Raw genomic sequence first — 17619 nt, forward strand, 5'->3', positions numbered from 1 at the left:
CTTTGTGGCCGTCGGACCTGAGTCCGAGTGCTCACAAAGACGCCATTGTCTTTACATTACTCATTGGTGCCGCCGTCAAGGCCGCCATTGGCCTACGCTGACACTTTACCAGGTATAAGCATTTTCTGTGCCATTTTCGAACTTAAGCGAATTCATGCGGTTATCTTCAGCGTCAACTCGTTTTTGCACCAATAGCGTGCAAACGAGTTTGGCGGCGTATGAAGATGGGGCGTTGATGACGCGACTACGCGAGAGATCACGCGTGTGTTAACCCCCACAGCGAAAGCATCAGGCAGATGAACAGAAATAGGGAGACTAATTGCCAGAATCGGACAGGATTCCGCTGTAATAGGGGTCTGGCTGGGGGAAGCCCTTGAGCTTGACCACTTAGGCCCTGTTCGAGTTCGAAGGCGAATTCCATGCTGTCTTGCGGTCGCTCGGCAGGATCCGTGCTCAGCGCCTTGTCGAGCAGATGATCCAGCCATAGCGGGAGATCTGGTCGTAAGGTGCATAGGGACTTACGCTTGGCAAATCGCGGATGGCTGAAGGGTTCAATCTCGCCGTACGGGTAACTTCGGGTGAAAAGGTAGAATAGGGTGACGGCGAGGGCGTACACGTCCGTTGCCGTGTTTCCGCGCTCGCCATCGAACTGCTCGGGAGCCATGAAGCTGGGGGTTCCAGGTATGGCGTTCACAAGTGCGGGATCGTTGCGATCTTCCCAGCCAGGAAGTCGCGCGACACCGAGGTCGAGCAGCTTGAGTTCTCGATTTTCGAGTAGCAGGACGTTTTCGGGTTTGATGTCGCGATGGATGATCCGCTGGCGGTGGAGCGCATACAGTGCCTTGGCCAATTGAACGCCGATTCGCCCTCCCGTCGTCAGGCCGATGGGGTGCTGTTGCTCGATGAATGCACTCAATGTCTGGCCCGTGTAGTAGGGCATGACGGAATAGAGACAACTTTGCCGAGCCCTTGGGAGGGTGATGATTTCGGCGATCCAGGGGCTATGCACCCTACTGCCGATCAGTGCTTCTCGGACGAAAGCGGCACGATATTCTCGGTCGCTGGCAACGCGGGGTTGCGGAAACTTGAGGACGACCGGACGGGGTTGCTTCTCCGCGGCATCCGTCTCCTGGGCAAGCATTAACCGACTATAGCGGCCATTGGAGATCGTGCGAATCAGCTGAAACCCATCGATGATTTCCCCTGCTGCGGGTGGCTCCTTGATGGGGAGAAGACCAAAAGTCGTTTCGAGGTGATGGCGGTCCGTTGCCGGCAGACCGCGAATATGCACAACGAGCGCGGTGACGTTGTCCTGACTGCCCTGCCGTAGTGCCTCTGCCACGATTCGCTCACTAAGTACCTGAGGTTCCGTGCCGCTTGCCAACAGGTCGCGAAGCGTTTCGGTGCTCAAGGCGCCATGGACACCGTCGCTACAGAGCAGAAGGCGGTCGTTGACCTGAAGTTCGCGGGTTTGGTGGTCGACGCGAATCTGCTCCTCGAGTCCGACGGCCCGATAGAGTACATGCTGAAGATCCGGTTGTTTGAGGGTATGGTCCTCGGTCAGAATTTCACAGTGCCCCGCCTGAAGGAGATAGGCTCGGGAATCCCCAATATGGACGACATGGAGATTCCGGCCGCGCAGAATCAATGCCGTAAATGTCGTAGCCATGCCTGAAAGATTCGGATCCTGTCGTCCCTGCGCATGGATCCAGCTGTTGATTGCCCCGAGGGAGCGAGCCGCCAGCGCCTCGATGCCAAGTGTATCGGCAAGCGCATAAAAGCCTTCTAGAAAATTTCCGACGGTGAGCTCGGCGGCGATACGACCGCCTGCGTGACCACCCACGCCGTCCGCCACGCAGAAGGTGGCCCCGCGAAGGCTGAGCGCCGGTTCGTTCGGTATGACTGCACCAACGAAATCCTGATTCTCTCCCCGTCGACCGGGATCGGTCGCGAAACCGAAGTCGACTTGCAGCCCAGGCGTTTCGATGTCGGTCATCTTCGAGGGTGCGTCATACTCGAGCGCCGGAGGTGGCGCCCCAGGTCGTGCGCCAGCGGTGGCGGACACGCACCAGGCCGATAATGCCGATCACGGGCAGGGCGGCAAATACCAGGAAACCGAGCATGAAGCTGTGGGTGTTGCCGTAGGAGATGCCAAGCGCCTTCGCGAGCAGAAAGCCCCCGATGCCGCCTGCCGCACCGATCAGCCCGGTCATCACGCCGATTTCGCCACGGAAGCGGAGTGGGACGAGTTGGAACACGGAACCGTTACCCATACCAAGGCCGATGGCGCCGATGAAGAACACCAGGGTCGAGATCCAGGCGATCGCCGGCATGGTGGACAGGCTCCATCCGGCGACCTTCGCGTTCGTGAGGTCGGCGGCAGGCGGCATGGCCGCGCTTGGCATGAAGGCGACCGTGAGATAGCTGAGTGCGACGATGCCGAACAGAATCGTCAGGGCGCGAATTCCGCCCATGCGATCGGCCACGTAACCCCCGACCGGACGGAATAGGGAGCCTGCCGCCACTACGATGGCCACCATCAGGCCGGCGGTGATGCCGGACACGTGGTGCCAGATGGTGAAGTACAGAGGCAGCGCGTTACCGAGGCCGACAAAACCGCCAAAGGTGATCGAATAGAAGAACATGAACCACCAGCTGTCCGGGTCGCGCAGGAGCAGACCGTAGTTTTTCAACGTCACGGGTTTGCGCGCCTCGGGGGCGTCTTTGGCCATCAGGCTGTAGGCGATAAAGATGATGACCAAGGGGATCAGCAGGAATCCGAACACCTGTTGCCAGCCGTAGACCTCCGCCAGCCATGGCACGATCATCGAATCCAGGACGACGCCCAGGTTGCCTGCCCCGGCGATGCCGAGCACGATGCCCTGGAATTTCGGCGGATACCAGCGGCTCGCCTGGGGCAGCGCCACGGCGAAACTGGCGCCCGCCAGACCGAGGAATACGCCCAGGATTTCCACGGCGAGTTTGGAGTGCAGGCCGAACAGGAACACATAGGCCATGGCGGCCATGACCAGGATCTGGGCAAACTGTCCCGCCCGCTTTGGCCCGATTTGATCGGCCAACATCCCGAGAGGAATGCGCAGCAGGGCACCGAAGAGGATGGGGATGGCCACCAGGGTGAATTTCTCGCTGAGCGGGATGTTCAGATCCTGGGTGATGTACAGGGAGAGCGGGCCGAGGACCACCCAGACCATGAAGGAGACGTCGAAGTAGAGAAAGGCCGCGAGTAACGTGGGCCAGTGGCCGGCCTGCTTGAATTCCTTGAGATTCATGGGGCTCCCTGCGGGATCGGGCCCGCGCAATGCTGTCGGTGGATGGGTTCTTTGACTTAGGTAAAGACAAAAGGTGCCCGGCTGCGCGAGAGAACTCGGCGGCTCTGGACACCTTTGTCGACTTTTCGGCTGAACCCACATTGGTTCAACGGCGGGCATTAGAGCATTTTTTTTCCTGGGGCGTAAGCCCCGGTGATCGCATCGTCCGGGGCGGCCAAGGACGGTGTGTTCGCGTCGTGTCTCGCGGCTATGGATCAGCGACGGCCTGGCTTCATGCGGCTCAGCGCAGCAGTTCCTCGGCAGTAATCAGCATGCGGGCGATCTCGATAAGTCGGGCGTTCCGGTCCATGGCCATCTTGCGAAGGGCGGCGTAGGCGGCTGGTTCGTCCATATTTTTGGCCCGCATGAGGATGCCTTTCGCACGTTCGATGTCCTTGCGTTCCGCGAGTTGGTTGCGGGTGGTTTCCAGCTCGGATTTCAGCGCCTGGTGCTCCTTGAAGCGGGCGATGGCGACATCCATGATCGGGCGGAGCCGACGGGGGTCGAGCCCATCGACGACATAGGCGCTGACCCCGCTGGCGATCGCTTCGTTGATGGTCTGACTGTCGCTTTGTTCCGCGAACATGACGATCGGACGGGGGATTTCGTTCGTGATCAGCCGCATGGCTTCGAGCGTGTCCCGGTCGGGAAGCGCCATGTCGATCAGGATGACGTCCGGCTTGTTTTGATGGACGGCCGTCAGGATGTCGTCATTGGCCCCGAGCAGTGCCACGACCTTGTGGCCGAGGTCGAGCATGGCCTGCTCCAGGACGGCGGTACGATCCGGGTTCTGGTCGATGATGATGACTTTCAGTGCCATGTTGGACGTATTTCGGTTTCCTTTGCAACGGCGCCAATGCAAAGCACTGCAACCACTGGATCGGTGAGGTGGGCTGGCAGGGTTCTATCGCGCAGAACGTGAAGCATGCCAGCGCCCGCAATTTTTCAATGTCGTTTGCCATAAAGCAAGCATAAGCCAAGCCAGATCGGTCGAGACGGTTTTATCCCGATTTTCCTGCTCCCTCCAAGAATATCGCGCCAATCGAGTGCAGGCCGTGTCTGATTCTGGTGCGTGGGCAGGGGGGGGTCTCGTGTGAATATTGGTAACCATATGTATTTTATATGGAAAAATAATTGGCACCCGTCTTGCATAGTTGTTTGTCGTTGATGGGCCAACGGTGGTCTGTCTGCTAATCGAAGGGTGATGAGCAATGGCGCTCACGCGGGATAGTCCTGCGTGGGCGTTTTTTTTTGCAAATTTTGATGAGGTACAGAAGATCATGACGGATTCAAAGGCTTTTAACGCACAGCGACGCAACTTCCTGAAAATGACGGCGACCGCCGCAGCAGTCGGCACCGCCCTCGGCAGCGGTCTGGCAGCGATGCCCGTGTGGGCGGATGAAAAGCTCGGCTATCCCGAGAAGCCGCAACTGACCTTCGGCTTCATCAAACTCACCGACATGGCGCCGTTGGCCATTGCCTACGAAAAGGGCTTCTTCGAGGACGAAGGACTCTACGTTTCCCTGCAGGCTCAGGCGAACTGGAAAGTACTGCTCGACGGCGTTGTGAGCGGCACGCTCGACGGCGCACACATGCTGGCGGGGCAACCGCTGGCGGCGACGATCGGCTACGGTACCAAGGCCCACATCATCACGCCGTACTCCATGGATCTGAATGGCAACGGCATCACGGTTTCCAACCAGGTGTGGGCCGATATGCTGCCCAATCTGCCCAAGCAGCCGGATGGCAAGCCGGTGCACCCGATTTCGGCGAAATACCTCAAGCCGGTGGTCGACGAGTACAAGAAGGAAGGCAAGCCGTTCAAGATGGGCATGGTGTTCCCGGTATCCACGCATAACTACTATCTGCGCTACTGGCTTGCCGCGGGCGGTCTGAATCCGGGCTTCTACAATCCCCTCAAGGGCGATACATCCGGTCAGCTTAATGCCGACGTGCTGCTGTCCGTCACGCCGCCGCCGCAGATGCCGGCGACGCTGCAGGCGGGCACCATCGACGGCTACTGTGTGGGCGAGCCGTGGAACGAGCAGGCGATCGTCAAGGGCATCGGCGTGCCGGTGATCACCGACTACGAAATCTGGCAGAACAATCCGGAGAAGGTCTTCGGCATGACGGCGGATTTCGTCAAGAAATATCCGAACACGGCCGTTCGGGTGGTCAAGGCATTGATCCGTGCCGGTTACTGGCTGGATGCGAACAACAACGCCAATCGGGAAGAGGCGGTGAAGATCCTGTCCAAGCCGCAGTACGTGGGTGCCGATCCATCCGTGATCGCCAAGTCCATGACCGGTACCTTCGAATACGAGAAGGGGGACATCCGCAAGGTGCCGGACTTCAACGTGTTCTTCCGTTACAACGCGACCTATCCGTTCTATTCGGATGCCGTCTGGTTCCTGACCCAGATGCGCCGCTGGGGTCAGATTCCGACCGAAAAGACCGATGCCTGGTACGCGGAAACCGCCAAGTCGGTCTACCGTCCGGACATCTATCAACGTGCGGCAATGGCCCTGATTGCCGAAGGCAAGTTCAAGCCGTCCGACTTCCCGGACTTCGCCAAGGAGACGGGTTACAAGCCGGCTACCGCGAACTTCATCGACGGCGTGACCTACGACGGTACCAAGCCCAACGCGTACCTGAAGAGTTTCACCCTGGGTCTGAAGGGTGATCAGACCATCTAACGCGTCGGTCGTCCGGTCAGGGTGGCCGGGCGCCTTCCAGTCACATTCGGGAGTTTTCCATGACTAAGAACATGTCTCTACCGGCCTTTCTCATGCCGGTCGTCAAGTTGCTGCGGGGCGAAAATCCGCGCGATCAGCTGGCGATCATGGGACGAACCTTGGGTTTGCCCTTGATCGGGATCGCCGTATTCCTGGTGATCTGGTCGGTGGTGGCCGAACAGATTCATACCTCGCTGGGTACCTTTCCGGGCCCGGTGCAGGTTGCGACGCAGGCCGACAACCTGTATCAGGAGTACGAACAGGCTCAGAAAAAAGAGGCGGCTTTCTATGCGCGCCAGAAAGAGCGCGATGCCGAGCGGATGGCCAAGGATCCGAGCTACAAGCCGGTCATCATTCCCTACACCGGCCAGCCGACCTTTTTCAGCCAGATCGGGACCAGTCTCTTCACGGTGCTTTCGGGCTTCATCGTCGCGTCGTTGATCGCGATTCCGATCGGCATTGCCATCGGGCTTTCGTCGGGGCTGTATGCGGCGATCAATCCATTGATCCAGTTGTTCCGACCCGTGTCGCCGCTGGCCTGGCTGCCGCTGGTGACCATCGTCGTCAGTGCGGTGTACGTCAGCAGCGATCCGATGTTCTCGAAGTCCTATCTCGTGTCCATGATTACGGTGCTGCTGTGCTGTCTGTGGCCGACGATCATCAATACGGCCGTGGGCGTGGCCCAAGTCAGCCAGGACCTGAAGAACGTATCCCGCGTCCTGCGTCTGGGCTGGCTGACCCATGTGCGCCGCATCGTGCTGCCGTCCGCCGTGCCGATGATGTTCACCGGTCTTCGCCTCTCCCTGTCCATCGCCTGGATGGTGCTGATTGCGGCCGAGATGCTGGCGCAGAACCCGGGTCTGGGCAAATTCGTGTGGGATCAGTTCCAGAACGGCTCTTCCGATTCGCTCAGCCGCATCATGGTGGCGGTCATCGTGATCGGCCTGATCGGCTTCATCCTCGATCGCATCATGCTCATGCTGCAACGCTGGGTTTCCTGGGACAAGGGCGCAGTACTGCGTTGAACGAATAAGAATTGAGGAGTAAATCAAGATGAGTACGGCCCACTTGGAATTAAGTCAGGTTTCGATCGACTTCCCCACGTCGAACGGTATGTTCCGGGCGTTGGACAAGGTCGATCTCAAGATCGATCGGGGCGAGTTCGTTTCGCTGATCGGCCACTCGGGCTGCGGCAAGTCGACGGTGCTGAACATCGTCGCCGGCTTGTATCAGGCCACGGAAGGCGGCGTCCTGCTGGAAAACCGGGAGGTGACCGAACCGGGTCCCGAGCGTGCCGTCGTGTTCCAGAACCACTCGCTGCTGCCCTGGCTGACGGCCTACGAGAACGTCGAACTGGCGGTGCAGCAGGTGTTCAAGGGAAAGAAGACCAAGGCCGAGATGAAGGATTGGATCGAGCACAACCTGAAACTGGTGCATATGGACCATGCCATGCACAAGCGGCCTGATCAGATCTCCGGCGGGATGAAGCAGCGGGTGGGGATTGCCCGTGCGTTGGCGATGCAGCCCTCGGTGATGCTGATGGACGAACCGTTCGGTGCGCTGGACGCCCTGACGCGGGCGCATCTGCAGGATTCGCTGATGGAGATCCAGGCGGATCTCAAGAACACCGTGATCATGATCACCCACGACGTGGACGAGGCGGTGCTGCTCTCCGACCGTATCGTGATGATGACCAATGGTCCGGCGGCGACGATCGGCGAGATTCTCTCGGTCGAGCTGCCGCGTCCGCGCGACCGGCTGGCCCTGGCGGACGATCCCCAGTACAACCACTATCGGCACGAGGTGTTGAAGTTCCTGTACGAGAAGCAGCGCAAGCCGGCATAGCGTGGCCGCATCGCCCTCAAGGCATGGCGCGTTCGGACGGATTCAACGGGGTGGCGGGCATGAGAATGTCCGCCACCCTTTTTTGCAGCGCGGGAATCACGTCGCGCTCGAACCAGTCATGCTGTTTCAGCCAGCGGTTGTTGCGCGGGCTGGGGTGCGGCAGGGGGATGATGTCCGGCCAGTGTTTCTGCCAATCCGCCACCACTGTCGACACGCCGGGATTCCGCCCATAGTCGGGCAGATGATAGGCGATGGCGTAGCGGCCGATGACGACGGTCAATCGAATGTTGGGCAGCCGCGCCAGCAGGGGCGCACGCCAAGTGTCGGCACATTCCGGCCTCGGGGGCAGGTCGCCGGATTTTCCTGTCCCCGGATAGCAGAACCCCATGGGAACGATGGCCATGGCAGTCGGGTCATAGAACTGGCTGCGATCGATGCCCAGCCAGGTCCGAAGGCGGTCTCCGCTGGGATCGTTGAAAGGCAGGCCGGTCTTGTGCACCCGCGTGCCGGGCGCCTGTCCCACGATCAGGATTTTCGCGAGTTCGGCTGCCTGCAGAACGGGACGCGGACCCAGCGGGAGGTGGGGCGCACAGAGGCGGCAATCCCGGATTTCGGTCAGAAGCTCCTCAAGGTTTTGCATGATCGGCGCCTTTTTTCATCGAATCGGGCTAGAGTACAAGCAGTGTCGCAGGTGTGCGAGCCTGAGGGCGGGGCGTCAATGAAGGGCAGGGGGGCAAGATGTCGGACTTGAACGATCCACGGGTATTCTTCGCGGCGGAGCGTACGCTCATGGCCTGGAATCGGACCGGGCTGACCCTGATGGCCTTCGGTTTTGTGATCGAACGGTTCGATCTCTTCGTCAACATGCTCGCCAAGATGCCCCCGGCCCAGATGTCCCGGGGGGTATCGTTCTGGATCGGTCTTTCCTTCATCCTGCTGGGCGCGGTCGTGTGTGCGGTGGCGATCAAGCAGTACCGGACGACGCTCGATACCTTGCGACCCGTCGAGATTCCGCCCGGGTACTGGGTGCACATGGGGGTGCTGACCAATGCCCTGGTGGCTTTGCTCGGGTTGGCACTGACCGGCTATCTGTTCACGCACCAGGCCTGATCACCGGCCCCCGTGCGTTGTGGGATTTGCAGGGGGCAAAAAAAGAAAAGGCGCGGAAGTCCGCGCCTTTGCGTCGTCTGAAAGCGGTGCCGTCGGGGCGGGGCTCAGAATGGTATGTAGGAGTGATCCTTGGTGAACTGCATGTAGCCGACGGAGGCGCCCAGTCGCATGCCGACACCCACGCGGATCGGGGCGACGACGATATCCTGTGAACGCAGGTAGTTCATGCCCAGGCCACCGACGAAATACAGCGAGCCGTTGACACCGGCGAAGCGCTGATAGATCAGGTCCGGTTGCGGCAGGTTGTAGACCAGGATGAATACCTTGCCGGCATCGGCGCCGAAATCCCAGCCCACGGAGGGGCCTTGCCAGTAGACGGTGGTCTTGAAGCCCGATTTCGTCACGAGTTCGCCCTTGCCGTAGCGGACGCCGAACACGAATGCACCGCCGCCTTCCTCCCCCTTGATGTAGGCGTTGGGCCGGCCATATTCGGCAAAGGCCTTGTCCATGAGTTTGGCGACCGCTTCAGCCGATCCCCCCAGGAAATTGACTGCTTCGTTGGTGGTTTCGTACTTGTCGTAGCCGCTGCTATCCGCCGCCGCCGAGTTGCTCGCATTCGGCGCGCTCGTCGCGGGGGCGGCGTTGGCTGAGTCGCTGGCGGGGGGATTGCTTGCGCAGCCGCCGATGCCCAGTGCCAGTACGGCGGCCAGCAGGGCGGCGCCCAGTTTGCGATGGGTGCCGTTGAACGGGGGATGGGTGCGATGGTGAACGCTGCGCATGGAATAACCCTCAGGTAATGGTTGAGAAGGCTGTGCCCGGTGGATTCGGTGCCTCGGTGACATTTTAGCATTGTCTGGCGTTGGCCGACGCCGCCAGCTGTCTGGGTCTGCTCAATAATAGTGCCCCGGTGTTTTTCGAGGTTCAAGTTGGTGCGACGGCCCGTCTTGCTCCATCGGAGAATTACCGGGTTCTTATGGAAAAAGAGGGGGTTGGATCGATGGCGCGTTATTTGCATCTCGATAGGGCAATCAAGCTCACCTGAGATCAAGGGGTAAATGATGGATCCTGAATTAATGCAGTTGGTTGCACGATTCAAACTCAAACTGCTCCGTGCCCTGAACGTCAAAGTCGATACCTACCGGTTCATTGCCGAGAAGGATTATGCGATGAAGATTCTCCAGATCGCGGACCAATCGGAGGAAGAGGATCTGATTCTCCTGGCATTGCAGTTGGCCGAGCATCAGGGACTGCTCGGCGATGGTGAAAAGGCCCCGCCCGCGAAGAAGTCCGCGCCAAAACCGAGTGCCCGGGACGATGCGGATGGCGACGCGGAGGACAAAAAGCGCTATATGTTCGGTGCAAGAGGCTGATCGCACCGCAATTCCTGCTGGACATCGGTTGCCCGCGTCACCAAAATGCGGACGCAATCAACCGGTTTACTGTAGGAGTGGGGTATGAGTATCAAATCGGATCGCTGGATCCGCGAAATGGCGGAGAAGCACGGCATGATCGAACCGTTTGCACCGCAGCAGGTGCGGGGCGGCTCGGGTGATCAGCGGCTGATTTCCTATGGAACGTCGAGCTACGGCTACGATGTGCGTTGCGCCAACGAATTCAAGATATTCACCAACATCAACTCCACCATCGTCGACCCGAAAGCCTTCGACGAGCGCAGTTTCGTGGATGTCGAGTCCGACGTCTGCATCATTCCGCCCAACTCCTTCGCCCTGGCGCGGACCATCGAGTATTTCCGCATCCCGCGCAACGTGCTCACGATCTGTCTGGGCAAGTCCACCTATGCCCGTTGCGGCATTATCGTGAACGTGACGCCCCTCGAGCCCGAGTGGGAAGGCCATGTGACCCTGGAGTTCTCGAACACCACGCCGTTGCCGGCGCGTATCTACGCGAACGAGGGTGTGGCGCAGATGCTGTTCCTGGAATCCGATGAGGTCTGCGAGACCTCCTACAAGGATCGGGGCGGGAAGTATCAGGGTCAGCGGGGCGTAACCCTGCCGACGACCTGATCCACGCGGGGCGTATGCTCGTTACCGATCGGGTCCAACCCGATCACACGCGTCCCGATCAGGAACGCAGGGAAATGATCGACCAGCCTTCGTTTTCGGCGTGCTGCTTCAGGACCGTGTCCGGGTCGACGGCGACCGGGTGATCCACGGTGGCCAGGAGCGGGATGTCGTTGCGCGAGTCCGAGTAGAACCAGGTCTTGGTCGGCTGCACGCCACGTTCGTTCAACCATTCGTCGAGGGCGACCCGTTTGCCCGCCTGGAAGGTGGGCGTACCCACATAGTTGCCGGTGTACCGATCATCCTTGATTTCCGGACGGGTGGAGAGCAGATGCTCGATCCCGAACAGGGCGGCGATCGGTTCCGTGACGAAGGCGTTGGTCGCGGAAATGATCATCAGTTCGTCGCCTTTCTCGCGGTGGTGGGCGACCAGATCCCGGGCCGGTTCGCGGATCATCGGCACGATGATGTCGTTCACGAACTGCGATCGCCAGGCGTAGAGCTGTTCCCTCGGGTACCGAGTCAGCGGCGCCAGCGAGAACTTCAGGAAGGCTTGGATATCCAGTGTGCCGCGCTGATATTCCTCGTAGAACATCTGGTTGCGTTGGGCATACTCCGTGCCGTCGACGGCGCCGATGTCCGCGAGATATTGTCCCCAGGCATGGTCGGAATCCCCTTCGATCAGGGTGTAGTCCAAATCGAAAATCGCTAACTGCATGATGTGCTCGACGTCTTGTGGTGAATGAGCCGAGGGCGGTCCGGCAGGACTGGCCCGGCGTGAAACGGGCCGAAAGTATACGCACAGCCCGGCGTCGAAACCAAGATCAACGGACAAATTCAACTCGCCACTCGTCGGGCGGAATGGTTTGCCTGGACGATCCAGCGTCTGTTTGATCGATTTTCCGGACTTGGCCGAATTTTCGACCGTGGTTCTGCTTATTGCAAAGTGTCATGGAATATTCATAAATTTTATGGGTTCTGCGTGATAGATTCCCGGCCTAATTTTTTGCAGGGGACCTTCAACGATGCAATTCAAGTCAGTCGCCCAGGCCGTGGCCTGGAGCATGGCCGCGATGATCTTCGGCTTAGCCGTGACCAAGGTATCCACGGTGCAGGCCGGAGAAATCACGGTCTACACCGCACTGGAAGAGCCGGAAATCGCCGATTACCTGGCTGCAGCGCGCAAGGACATGCCGGATCTCACGGTCCACGTCCTGCGTTTGTCCACGGGTGATCTTGGTGCGCGCATCCTGAGCGAGGGCAATCATCCGCGCTACGACGTGATCTGGGGTTGGGCACTGACCAACATGATGGATCCCCGCGTGCAGGCGTTGCTGCAGCCCTACACGCCCAAGGGTATCGACCGGGTGCCGGCCCAGTTCAAGGACCCCAACGGCAAATGGTTCGCGCCGACGGGTTACATGGCTGCACTGTGCGTCAACACCGATCGCCTGAAGCGCAAGCATCTGCCCATGCCGACAGGCTGGCACGATCTGCTGAATCCGGTCTACAAGGGCGAAATCGTCATGCCGAACCCGGCCTCCTCCGGTACGGGCTATCTGCAGATCGTCTCCATCCTGCAGGGGCTTGGCGACCAGCAGGGCTGGGATTTTCTCCAGAAGCTGAACGGCAACGTCGCGCAGTACGCCAAGTCCGGATCGCGGCCCTGCAGCATGGCCAGTACCGGTGAGTACGCCATCGGGGCATCTTCGGCCATCGTGGCCATGCAGGCCGTGCGCCAGGGTTATCCCGTGAAGATGGTGATTCCTAAGGAGGGTGCGGGCTACGAGCTGGAAGCCGATGCTCTCGTCGCCGGCGCCGCGCATCCGGCAGACGCGAAGCGTTTTCTCGACTGGACGCTGTCCGATTCCGCCGCAAAGCTCTACCACAAGTACAAGGAGATCGTGAGCATCGAGTCGCCCGCCGTCGCGGCGGAGGCTGATGCCGGAATGCCCACGGACGTGAAGAAGCTGCTGTTCCCGATGGACTTCACGAAGTCGATGGAAACCCGTCCGGCCACGCTGGCGCGCTGGCAGAAAGACATCGAGAAACACTGATCCCGCTCTTCGGCAGAGTGGCCCCAGTTCCGCGCTGCCAATCCATTGGTTTGATTGCCCATGACTCAGCCCAACAACGCCGCCTTCCTGCGCCTGTCCGGAATCGGCAAGACCTTCCAGAACCGAACGGTGCTCCAGTCGATCGATCTCGATATCGCACCGGGGGAGTCCCTCTGCTTCCTCGGCCCCTCGGGCTGTGGGAAGACCACCCTGTTGCGCATGATCGCCGGACTGGAAACGCCCGACGCCGGGCAGATCCTGCTGGCGGATACGGATATCACCCTGCTGCCACCGCGCAGCCGGAATTTCGGCATGGTGTTCCAGTCCTATTCGCTGTTCCCGCATCTCACGGCGGGTCAGAACGTGGCCTATGGTCTGCGCTGCCGGAAATGGGATCGCGCGACCACACGTCGCCGCGTACGGGAAATGCTGGATCTCGTGCAGTTGGCCGATCACGTGGACAAGTTGCCGAGTCAGTTGTCCGGCGGGCAGCAGCAGCGCGTCGCCATTGCGCGGGCGCTCGCGGTGGAGCCGCGCGTTCTGCTGCTGGATGAGCCCTTCTCGGCGCTCGATGCCAAGGTGCGCGGGCAGTTGCGCGCCGACATGCGTGCGCTGCAGCGGCAACTGGGGTTGACGACCATCCTCGTCACCCACGATCAGGAAGAAGCAATGGCTGTGGCCGATCGGATCGTCGTGATGAACGGCGGTCGGATCGAGCAGGTCGGTACCGGGCCGGAGATCTATCACCAGCCCGTATCGACATTCGTCGGCCATTTCGTTGGCGAGATGAATATCCTGCGGGTGCGTGCGGATGATCAGGGGCGCGTGTTGCTCGGCGATCGCGCCCTGGTTCTGGGCGAACCGCAGGCGGCAGGCGTAGCGCAGATTGCGATCCGTCCGGAATCGATCCGGATCGACCCGGAAGCCGGCTGTGTGAATCACTTCCCCGCGACGGTGGTGCAAAGCCGCTTCCTCGGCAAACAGACCCGCCTGGATCTGTCGCTGGATGGTCAGTCGCTGCTGGTGGATGTATATGGTCAGCGCGATCGGGTATTCAAGCCCGGTCAGGTGATCCCGGTGCATCTGCCGCCCGAAGAAATCCGTTTCATCGGTGCGGTGTGAGCATGCAGCGTGAATGGATGATGCCGCCGGCGATTGGGGCGGGCGGGGCGGGCTTCCGGGCGCGCGTCCTGGGGCGTCGGCAAATCGAGATTGGCATTGCACTGCTGGCATTGCTGCCGCTTGCCCTGTTTGTCCTCTATCCCCTGTGGACGATCCTGCGGGAAAGCCTGTTGCATCCGGACGGTCATTGGGGGCTGGATTACTACGATCTGTACATCCGCGATCCCCATTTCCGCCAGGCATTGCTCAACACGCTGTCGGTCTCCTTCTGGGCGACGCTGGCGACCGTGGTGATCGCATTCGGTTACGCCTTTGCCCTGAAGCGCACCCAGGCTCCGCTCAAGTGGCTGTGGCATTCGGTGATCCTGTTGCCCCTGTTCGCGCCGTCTCTGATCCAGGCGCTCGGTGTGCAGTTCCTGCTGGGGCGGAACGGGATCGTCAACCGCACTCTGGGTACCGACTTCGACATCTACGGATTCTGGGGGATTCTCATCTCCAACGTGCTGTACGGATTGCCGCATGCGTATCTCGTGCTGATGGTCGCCCTGACCGGCGCGGATGCCCGTCTCTACGACGCGGCCAAGATGCTGGGAGCGGGGGGATTGCGTCAGTTCCTGAGCGTGACTCTGCCGGGTGCCCGTTACGGGATTCTTTCCGCCGTATTCCTTGGTTTTGCCATCAATATCAGCGAGTTCGGTAATCCGATGGTGCTGGGTGGGGACTACAACGTTCTGGCCACCGAAATCTACAACCAGGTCGCAGGGCAGGCGAATTTCCACCTCGGCGCCGTCATCGGCGTGCTGCTGCTGGTCCCGGTACTGGTATCCGTCGTTGCCGAAAAATGGATCGCCCGACGCCAGCCGCCGATTTCGGCCCAGGCGACGCCGTACCGTCCGGCGCGCAGCTGGCGTCTGGACGGGGTCATGCTGGTCTTCCTGGGCGTCGTCGCCATGGCCATCGTTGCGGTGATGGGGGTCGTGATCGTCGCCAGTTTCATGCGGCTGTGGCCCTACAACCTCAGTTTCACCCTGCAGCACTATCGGCTCGATGTGCCGGGCGGTTACGGTGCCTTGTGGGTGAGCCTGAAGATGTCCCTGATCGCTGCCGCCATCGGGGTCGTCGTCGCCACGGTGGGGGCGATGATCGTGCAACGGTTGTCCAGCCGGTTGCGACAGGTGCTCTATCTCGCCTCGGTGGTGCCGGCCGCCGTGCCGGGCATGGTGCTGGGCCTCGGCTACGTGCTGGCGTTCAACCAGCCGTCGATCCCGGTGTACTGGCTATATGGCAGCATTCTGCTGCTGTCGCTCTGCACCGTGTACCACTACCACGCCCAAGCGTTCCTGATTGCCACCACCGGCCTGAAGCAGATCGATCACGGTTTGCAGGAGGCTTCTCAAGTGCTGGGTGCCGGCGTGCTGCATACCGCCCGGCATGTCACCCTGCCGTTGATCAGCCCGGCGATGGCCAGTATCGGGATGTTCTACTTCATGCACAGCATGGTGACGATTTCCGCACTCATCTTCCTGGTTTCGCCCGGCACCACGCCGGCGGCCGTTTCCGTACTTTTGCTGAACGATGCAGGTAATTGGCCCCAGGCAGCGGCCTTCGCCACCATCATCATGGTGACGATTGTCGCGGTCATCGGCGTGGCAAAGGCGCTGGTCTGGATCCTGGGAAAAGCGCGTCGCAGCGCGGTCGTCCCTTCGAGTTCATCGCATGTGAACCATTCGTAAACAAAACGTAATCAAACATTCACAATTAGGTCATAAACCATATTTATAGTTACCTAATTAATTGATTGGTTGATCAGGCGTCAGTCGCGCCGCCCCATCGGAGCGGCAGGAAGCAACCCGACAAACCCCCGAAAACTTTCGATGCGCCCCTTGGGGTGCAGGGGTTTCTCATGTCTGAAAAAGCCAATTACCCGCTCCCGAGCGCGTTCGCAGCCGGGGGATCCGGGGTCTGGATGACCCTGATGCGGCCCTCAGCCGTGAATCGCCGGCACGATCCGGAAGCGGTACCCCGTCCAGGAAGGGCGTTACGGTACCGGGAATAATTATTCAGGAGTTTTCAGATGTTTATTTGGGATAACGCACCACGCAAGAAGGGCCGAATCGAGATCATTCCCATGATCGACGTGATGATGTTCCTGCTGGTGTTCTTCGTGCTGATCAGCATGAACGTGATTCCGGCGACGGGCATCAAGACGCAACTGCCGGGTTCGGCCCAGCCTGATCGTCTTACGCGCTCGTTCCATGTGGTCATCATCATCGGTGCCCAGGGTCAGATTCAGATGGAAGGCAAGGATTACGACCTGACCACGCTGGGCCCGGCACTTAAGGCGCTGCGGCAGGAACACAAGGATATCGACCTCGTGATCGACGGCGACAAGGCGAGCGCGCTGCAGAATCTGGTGGATGTCATGGACGTGGTGAAGACTTCGGGAATCACCGCCGTTTCCATCGCAGCCAAGAAGAAGTGACGGGGAACGGATCGACTCTCATGCCGCAACGTCATCATCTCTTCACCAATCGCGAGTGGGTTGCCCGGGGCGTGGTCGTCCTGGCAATGGGTGCCCTGATCGCCTCCGACCAGATGCTGCATCTGAAGGAGCCCGTGCTGGTCAAGCCACCGGCCAAGCCTTTGAAGATTACCCTGGCCGCTCCGGAGCCGGAGCCCGTCCCGGTACCACCGGCGCCGCCGCAGCCGGTCGAGCCGCCGCCTCCGCCACCACCACCACCACCACCACCACCACCGCCGCCACCGCCGCCGCCTGAGCCAACGCCGGTCGAGCCACCGCCGCCACCGCCGCCGCCCGTGCCGACGCCGGCCCCCAAGCCGGTCGAGCCGCCGCCACCGCCGCCGAAGCCCGTGGAGAAGCCGAAAAAGCCAGTGGAAAAGCCGAAGCCCGTGAAGCATGTGCATCACGAGAAGAAGCAGCCGCCCAAGCAGCCGCCCAAGCAGCCGCCCAAGCAGCCACCAAAGCCCGTGGCCAAGCCAGCGCCGGTCAAGGAACCTGCGCCGCAGAAGCCGGTGGCTCCGGCACCTGCACCGGCGAAGCCGGTCGCGCCCCCGGCGCCGGCCAGCAATCCGAGTCATGAGGCGGCCTACGTCAGCGAAGTTCGCCGGCAGATCGAACATCACAAGATTTACCCGGCGCTTGCCCGTCGGCTCGATATGAGCGGCACCGTCGAGGTGGCCTATGTGCTCGATCGCCACGGCAAGTTGCTGAGCGTAAAGATCGTCAAGTCTTCCGGCAGCGACATTCTGGACAAGGCGGCATTGCAGGCGGTTCGTTCCGCGCTGTTCCCGCCGATTCCCGAAGATGCCTGGCGGGGGGATGGACAGAAACAGTTCCGAACCAGTCTTGTTTATTCACTTTCCGATAATTAATTAGGGA

Annotated in this window: 17 protein-coding genes; 11 read left to right on the top strand and 6 right to left on the bottom strand. The window is 60.5% G+C overall.

Features of this window, described 5'->3' with window-relative positions; all coding sequences use genetic code 11:
• Positions 1 to 256: 256 nt before the first annotated feature.
• The 3 genes from A9404_RS00190 to A9404_RS00200 form a co-directional block, all read right to left on the bottom strand.
• Positions 257 to 1996, bottom strand: a complete 1740-nt coding sequence (locus tag A9404_RS00190; RefSeq protein WP_066097580.1) for a bifunctional protein-serine/threonine kinase/phosphatase — start codon at positions 1994 to 1996, stop codon at positions 257 to 259.
• A 13-nt stretch (positions 1997 to 2009) separates the two neighbouring features.
• Positions 2010 to 3290 carry an MFS transporter gene (locus tag A9404_RS00195; protein ID WP_066097583.1) on the bottom strand — a complete coding sequence of 427 codons (1281 nt, stop codon included), beginning with the start codon at positions 3288 to 3290 and terminating at the stop codon, positions 2010 to 2012.
• Positions 3291 to 3570: 280 nt separating this feature from the next.
• Positions 3571 to 4149, bottom strand: a complete 579-nt coding sequence (locus A9404_RS00200) for an ANTAR domain-containing response regulator (RefSeq protein ID WP_066097585.1) — start codon at positions 4147 to 4149, stop codon at positions 3571 to 3573.
• A gap of 460 nt (positions 4150 to 4609) precedes the next feature.
• Between A9404_RS00200 and A9404_RS00205 the strand changes: the two genes are divergently transcribed.
• The 3 genes from A9404_RS00205 to A9404_RS00215 are packed head-to-tail and all read left to right on the top strand — an operon-like array spanning position 4610 to position 7909.
• Entirely contained in the window at positions 4610 to 6025 is a 1416-nt protein-coding gene (locus A9404_RS00205) for a CmpA/NrtA family ABC transporter substrate-binding protein (protein ID WP_197490365.1), read from the top strand.
• Between the two features lie 59 nt (positions 6026 to 6084).
• Positions 6085 to 7089: an ABC transporter permease gene (locus A9404_RS00210; RefSeq protein ID WP_231880926.1), complete on the top strand. Its 1005-nt coding sequence runs from the start codon at positions 6085 to 6087 to the stop codon at positions 7087 to 7089.
• 28 nt (positions 7090 to 7117) lie between these two features.
• Positions 7118 to 7909 (top strand): ABC transporter ATP-binding protein, encoded by a 792-nt coding sequence (locus tag A9404_RS00215; RefSeq protein ID WP_066097589.1) that lies wholly within the window; start codon positions 7118 to 7120, stop codon positions 7907 to 7909.
• Between the two features lie 16 nt (positions 7910 to 7925).
• On the opposite strand, the gene A9404_RS00220 is transcribed toward A9404_RS00215, so the two are convergent.
• The gene (locus A9404_RS00220) at positions 7926 to 8549 is read right to left on the bottom strand and encodes a uracil-DNA glycosylase family protein (protein ID WP_066097591.1); all 624 of its coding nucleotides are present in this window, start codon (positions 8547 to 8549) and stop codon (positions 7926 to 7928) included.
• 98 nt (positions 8550 to 8647) lie between these two features.
• Between A9404_RS00220 and A9404_RS00225 the strand changes: the two genes are divergently transcribed.
• Positions 8648 to 9019, top strand: coding sequence for a YidH family protein (locus tag A9404_RS00225; protein ID WP_066097593.1), 372 nt, complete (start codon positions 8648 to 8650; stop codon positions 9017 to 9019).
• Between the two features lie 104 nt (positions 9020 to 9123).
• Here the strand turns inward: A9404_RS00225 and A9404_RS00230 are convergent, their stop codons facing one another.
• Complete coding sequence (locus tag A9404_RS00230) at positions 9124 to 9798, bottom strand: DUF1134 domain-containing protein (protein WP_066097595.1); 675 nt, start codon at positions 9796 to 9798, stop codon at positions 9124 to 9126.
• A gap of 294 nt (positions 9799 to 10092) precedes the next feature.
• On the opposite strand from A9404_RS00230, the gene A9404_RS00235 reads away from it, so the two are divergent.
• Both A9404_RS00235 and dcd read left to right on the top strand, forming a co-directional pair.
• Positions 10093 to 10389 carry a hypothetical protein gene (locus tag A9404_RS00235; RefSeq protein WP_066097597.1) on the top strand — a complete coding sequence of 99 codons (297 nt, stop codon included), beginning with the start codon at positions 10093 to 10095 and terminating at the stop codon, positions 10387 to 10389.
• An 84-nt stretch (positions 10390 to 10473) separates the two neighbouring features.
• On the top strand, positions 10474 to 11043 hold the full coding sequence (gene dcd / locus A9404_RS00240; RefSeq protein WP_066097598.1) for a dCTP deaminase: 570 nt from the start codon (positions 10474 to 10476) through the stop codon (positions 11041 to 11043).
• A 58-nt stretch (positions 11044 to 11101) separates the two neighbouring features.
• Here the strand turns inward: dcd and A9404_RS00245 are convergent, their stop codons facing one another.
• Positions 11102 to 11758 (bottom strand): histidinol-phosphatase, encoded by a 657-nt coding sequence (locus A9404_RS00245; RefSeq protein ID WP_066097601.1) that lies wholly within the window; start codon positions 11756 to 11758, stop codon positions 11102 to 11104.
• 307 nt (positions 11759 to 12065) lie between these two features.
• Here A9404_RS00245 and A9404_RS00250 point away from each other — a divergent pair, with 307 nt between their 5' ends.
• The 5 genes from A9404_RS00250 to A9404_RS13250 all read left to right on the top strand — a co-directional run bounded on the left by A9404_RS00250 (position 12066) and on the right by A9404_RS13250 (position 17612).
• The gene (locus A9404_RS00250; RefSeq protein ID WP_066097603.1) at positions 12066 to 13097 is read left to right on the top strand and encodes an ABC transporter substrate-binding protein; all 1032 of its coding nucleotides are present in this window, start codon (positions 12066 to 12068) and stop codon (positions 13095 to 13097) included.
• 60 nt (positions 13098 to 13157) lie between these two features.
• Positions 13158 to 14219 (top strand): ABC transporter ATP-binding protein, encoded by a 1062-nt coding sequence (locus A9404_RS00255; RefSeq protein WP_066097605.1) that lies wholly within the window; start codon positions 13158 to 13160, stop codon positions 14217 to 14219.
• 2 nt (positions 14220 to 14221) lie between these two features.
• On the top strand, positions 14222 to 15952 hold the full coding sequence (locus A9404_RS00260) for an ABC transporter permease subunit (protein WP_082922608.1): 1731 nt from the start codon (positions 14222 to 14224) through the stop codon (positions 15950 to 15952).
• Positions 15953 to 16293: 341 nt separating this feature from the next.
• A complete protein-coding gene (locus tag A9404_RS00265; protein ID WP_066097608.1) occupies positions 16294 to 16701 on the top strand; it encodes an ExbD/TolR family protein in 408 nt (135 codons plus the stop codon).
• 20 nt (positions 16702 to 16721) lie between these two features.
• Positions 16722 to 17612: an energy transducer TonB gene (locus tag A9404_RS13250; RefSeq protein WP_066097610.1), complete on the top strand. Its 891-nt coding sequence runs from the start codon at positions 16722 to 16724 to the stop codon at positions 17610 to 17612.
• The last annotated feature ends 7 nt before the right edge of the window (positions 17613 to 17619 follow it).

Origin of the sequence: Halothiobacillus diazotrophicus, assembly GCF_001663815.1 — a bacterium.
In the GTDB taxonomy this organism is placed as follows: domain Bacteria; phylum Pseudomonadota; class Gammaproteobacteria; order Halothiobacillales; family Halothiobacillaceae; genus Halothiobacillus; species Halothiobacillus diazotrophicus.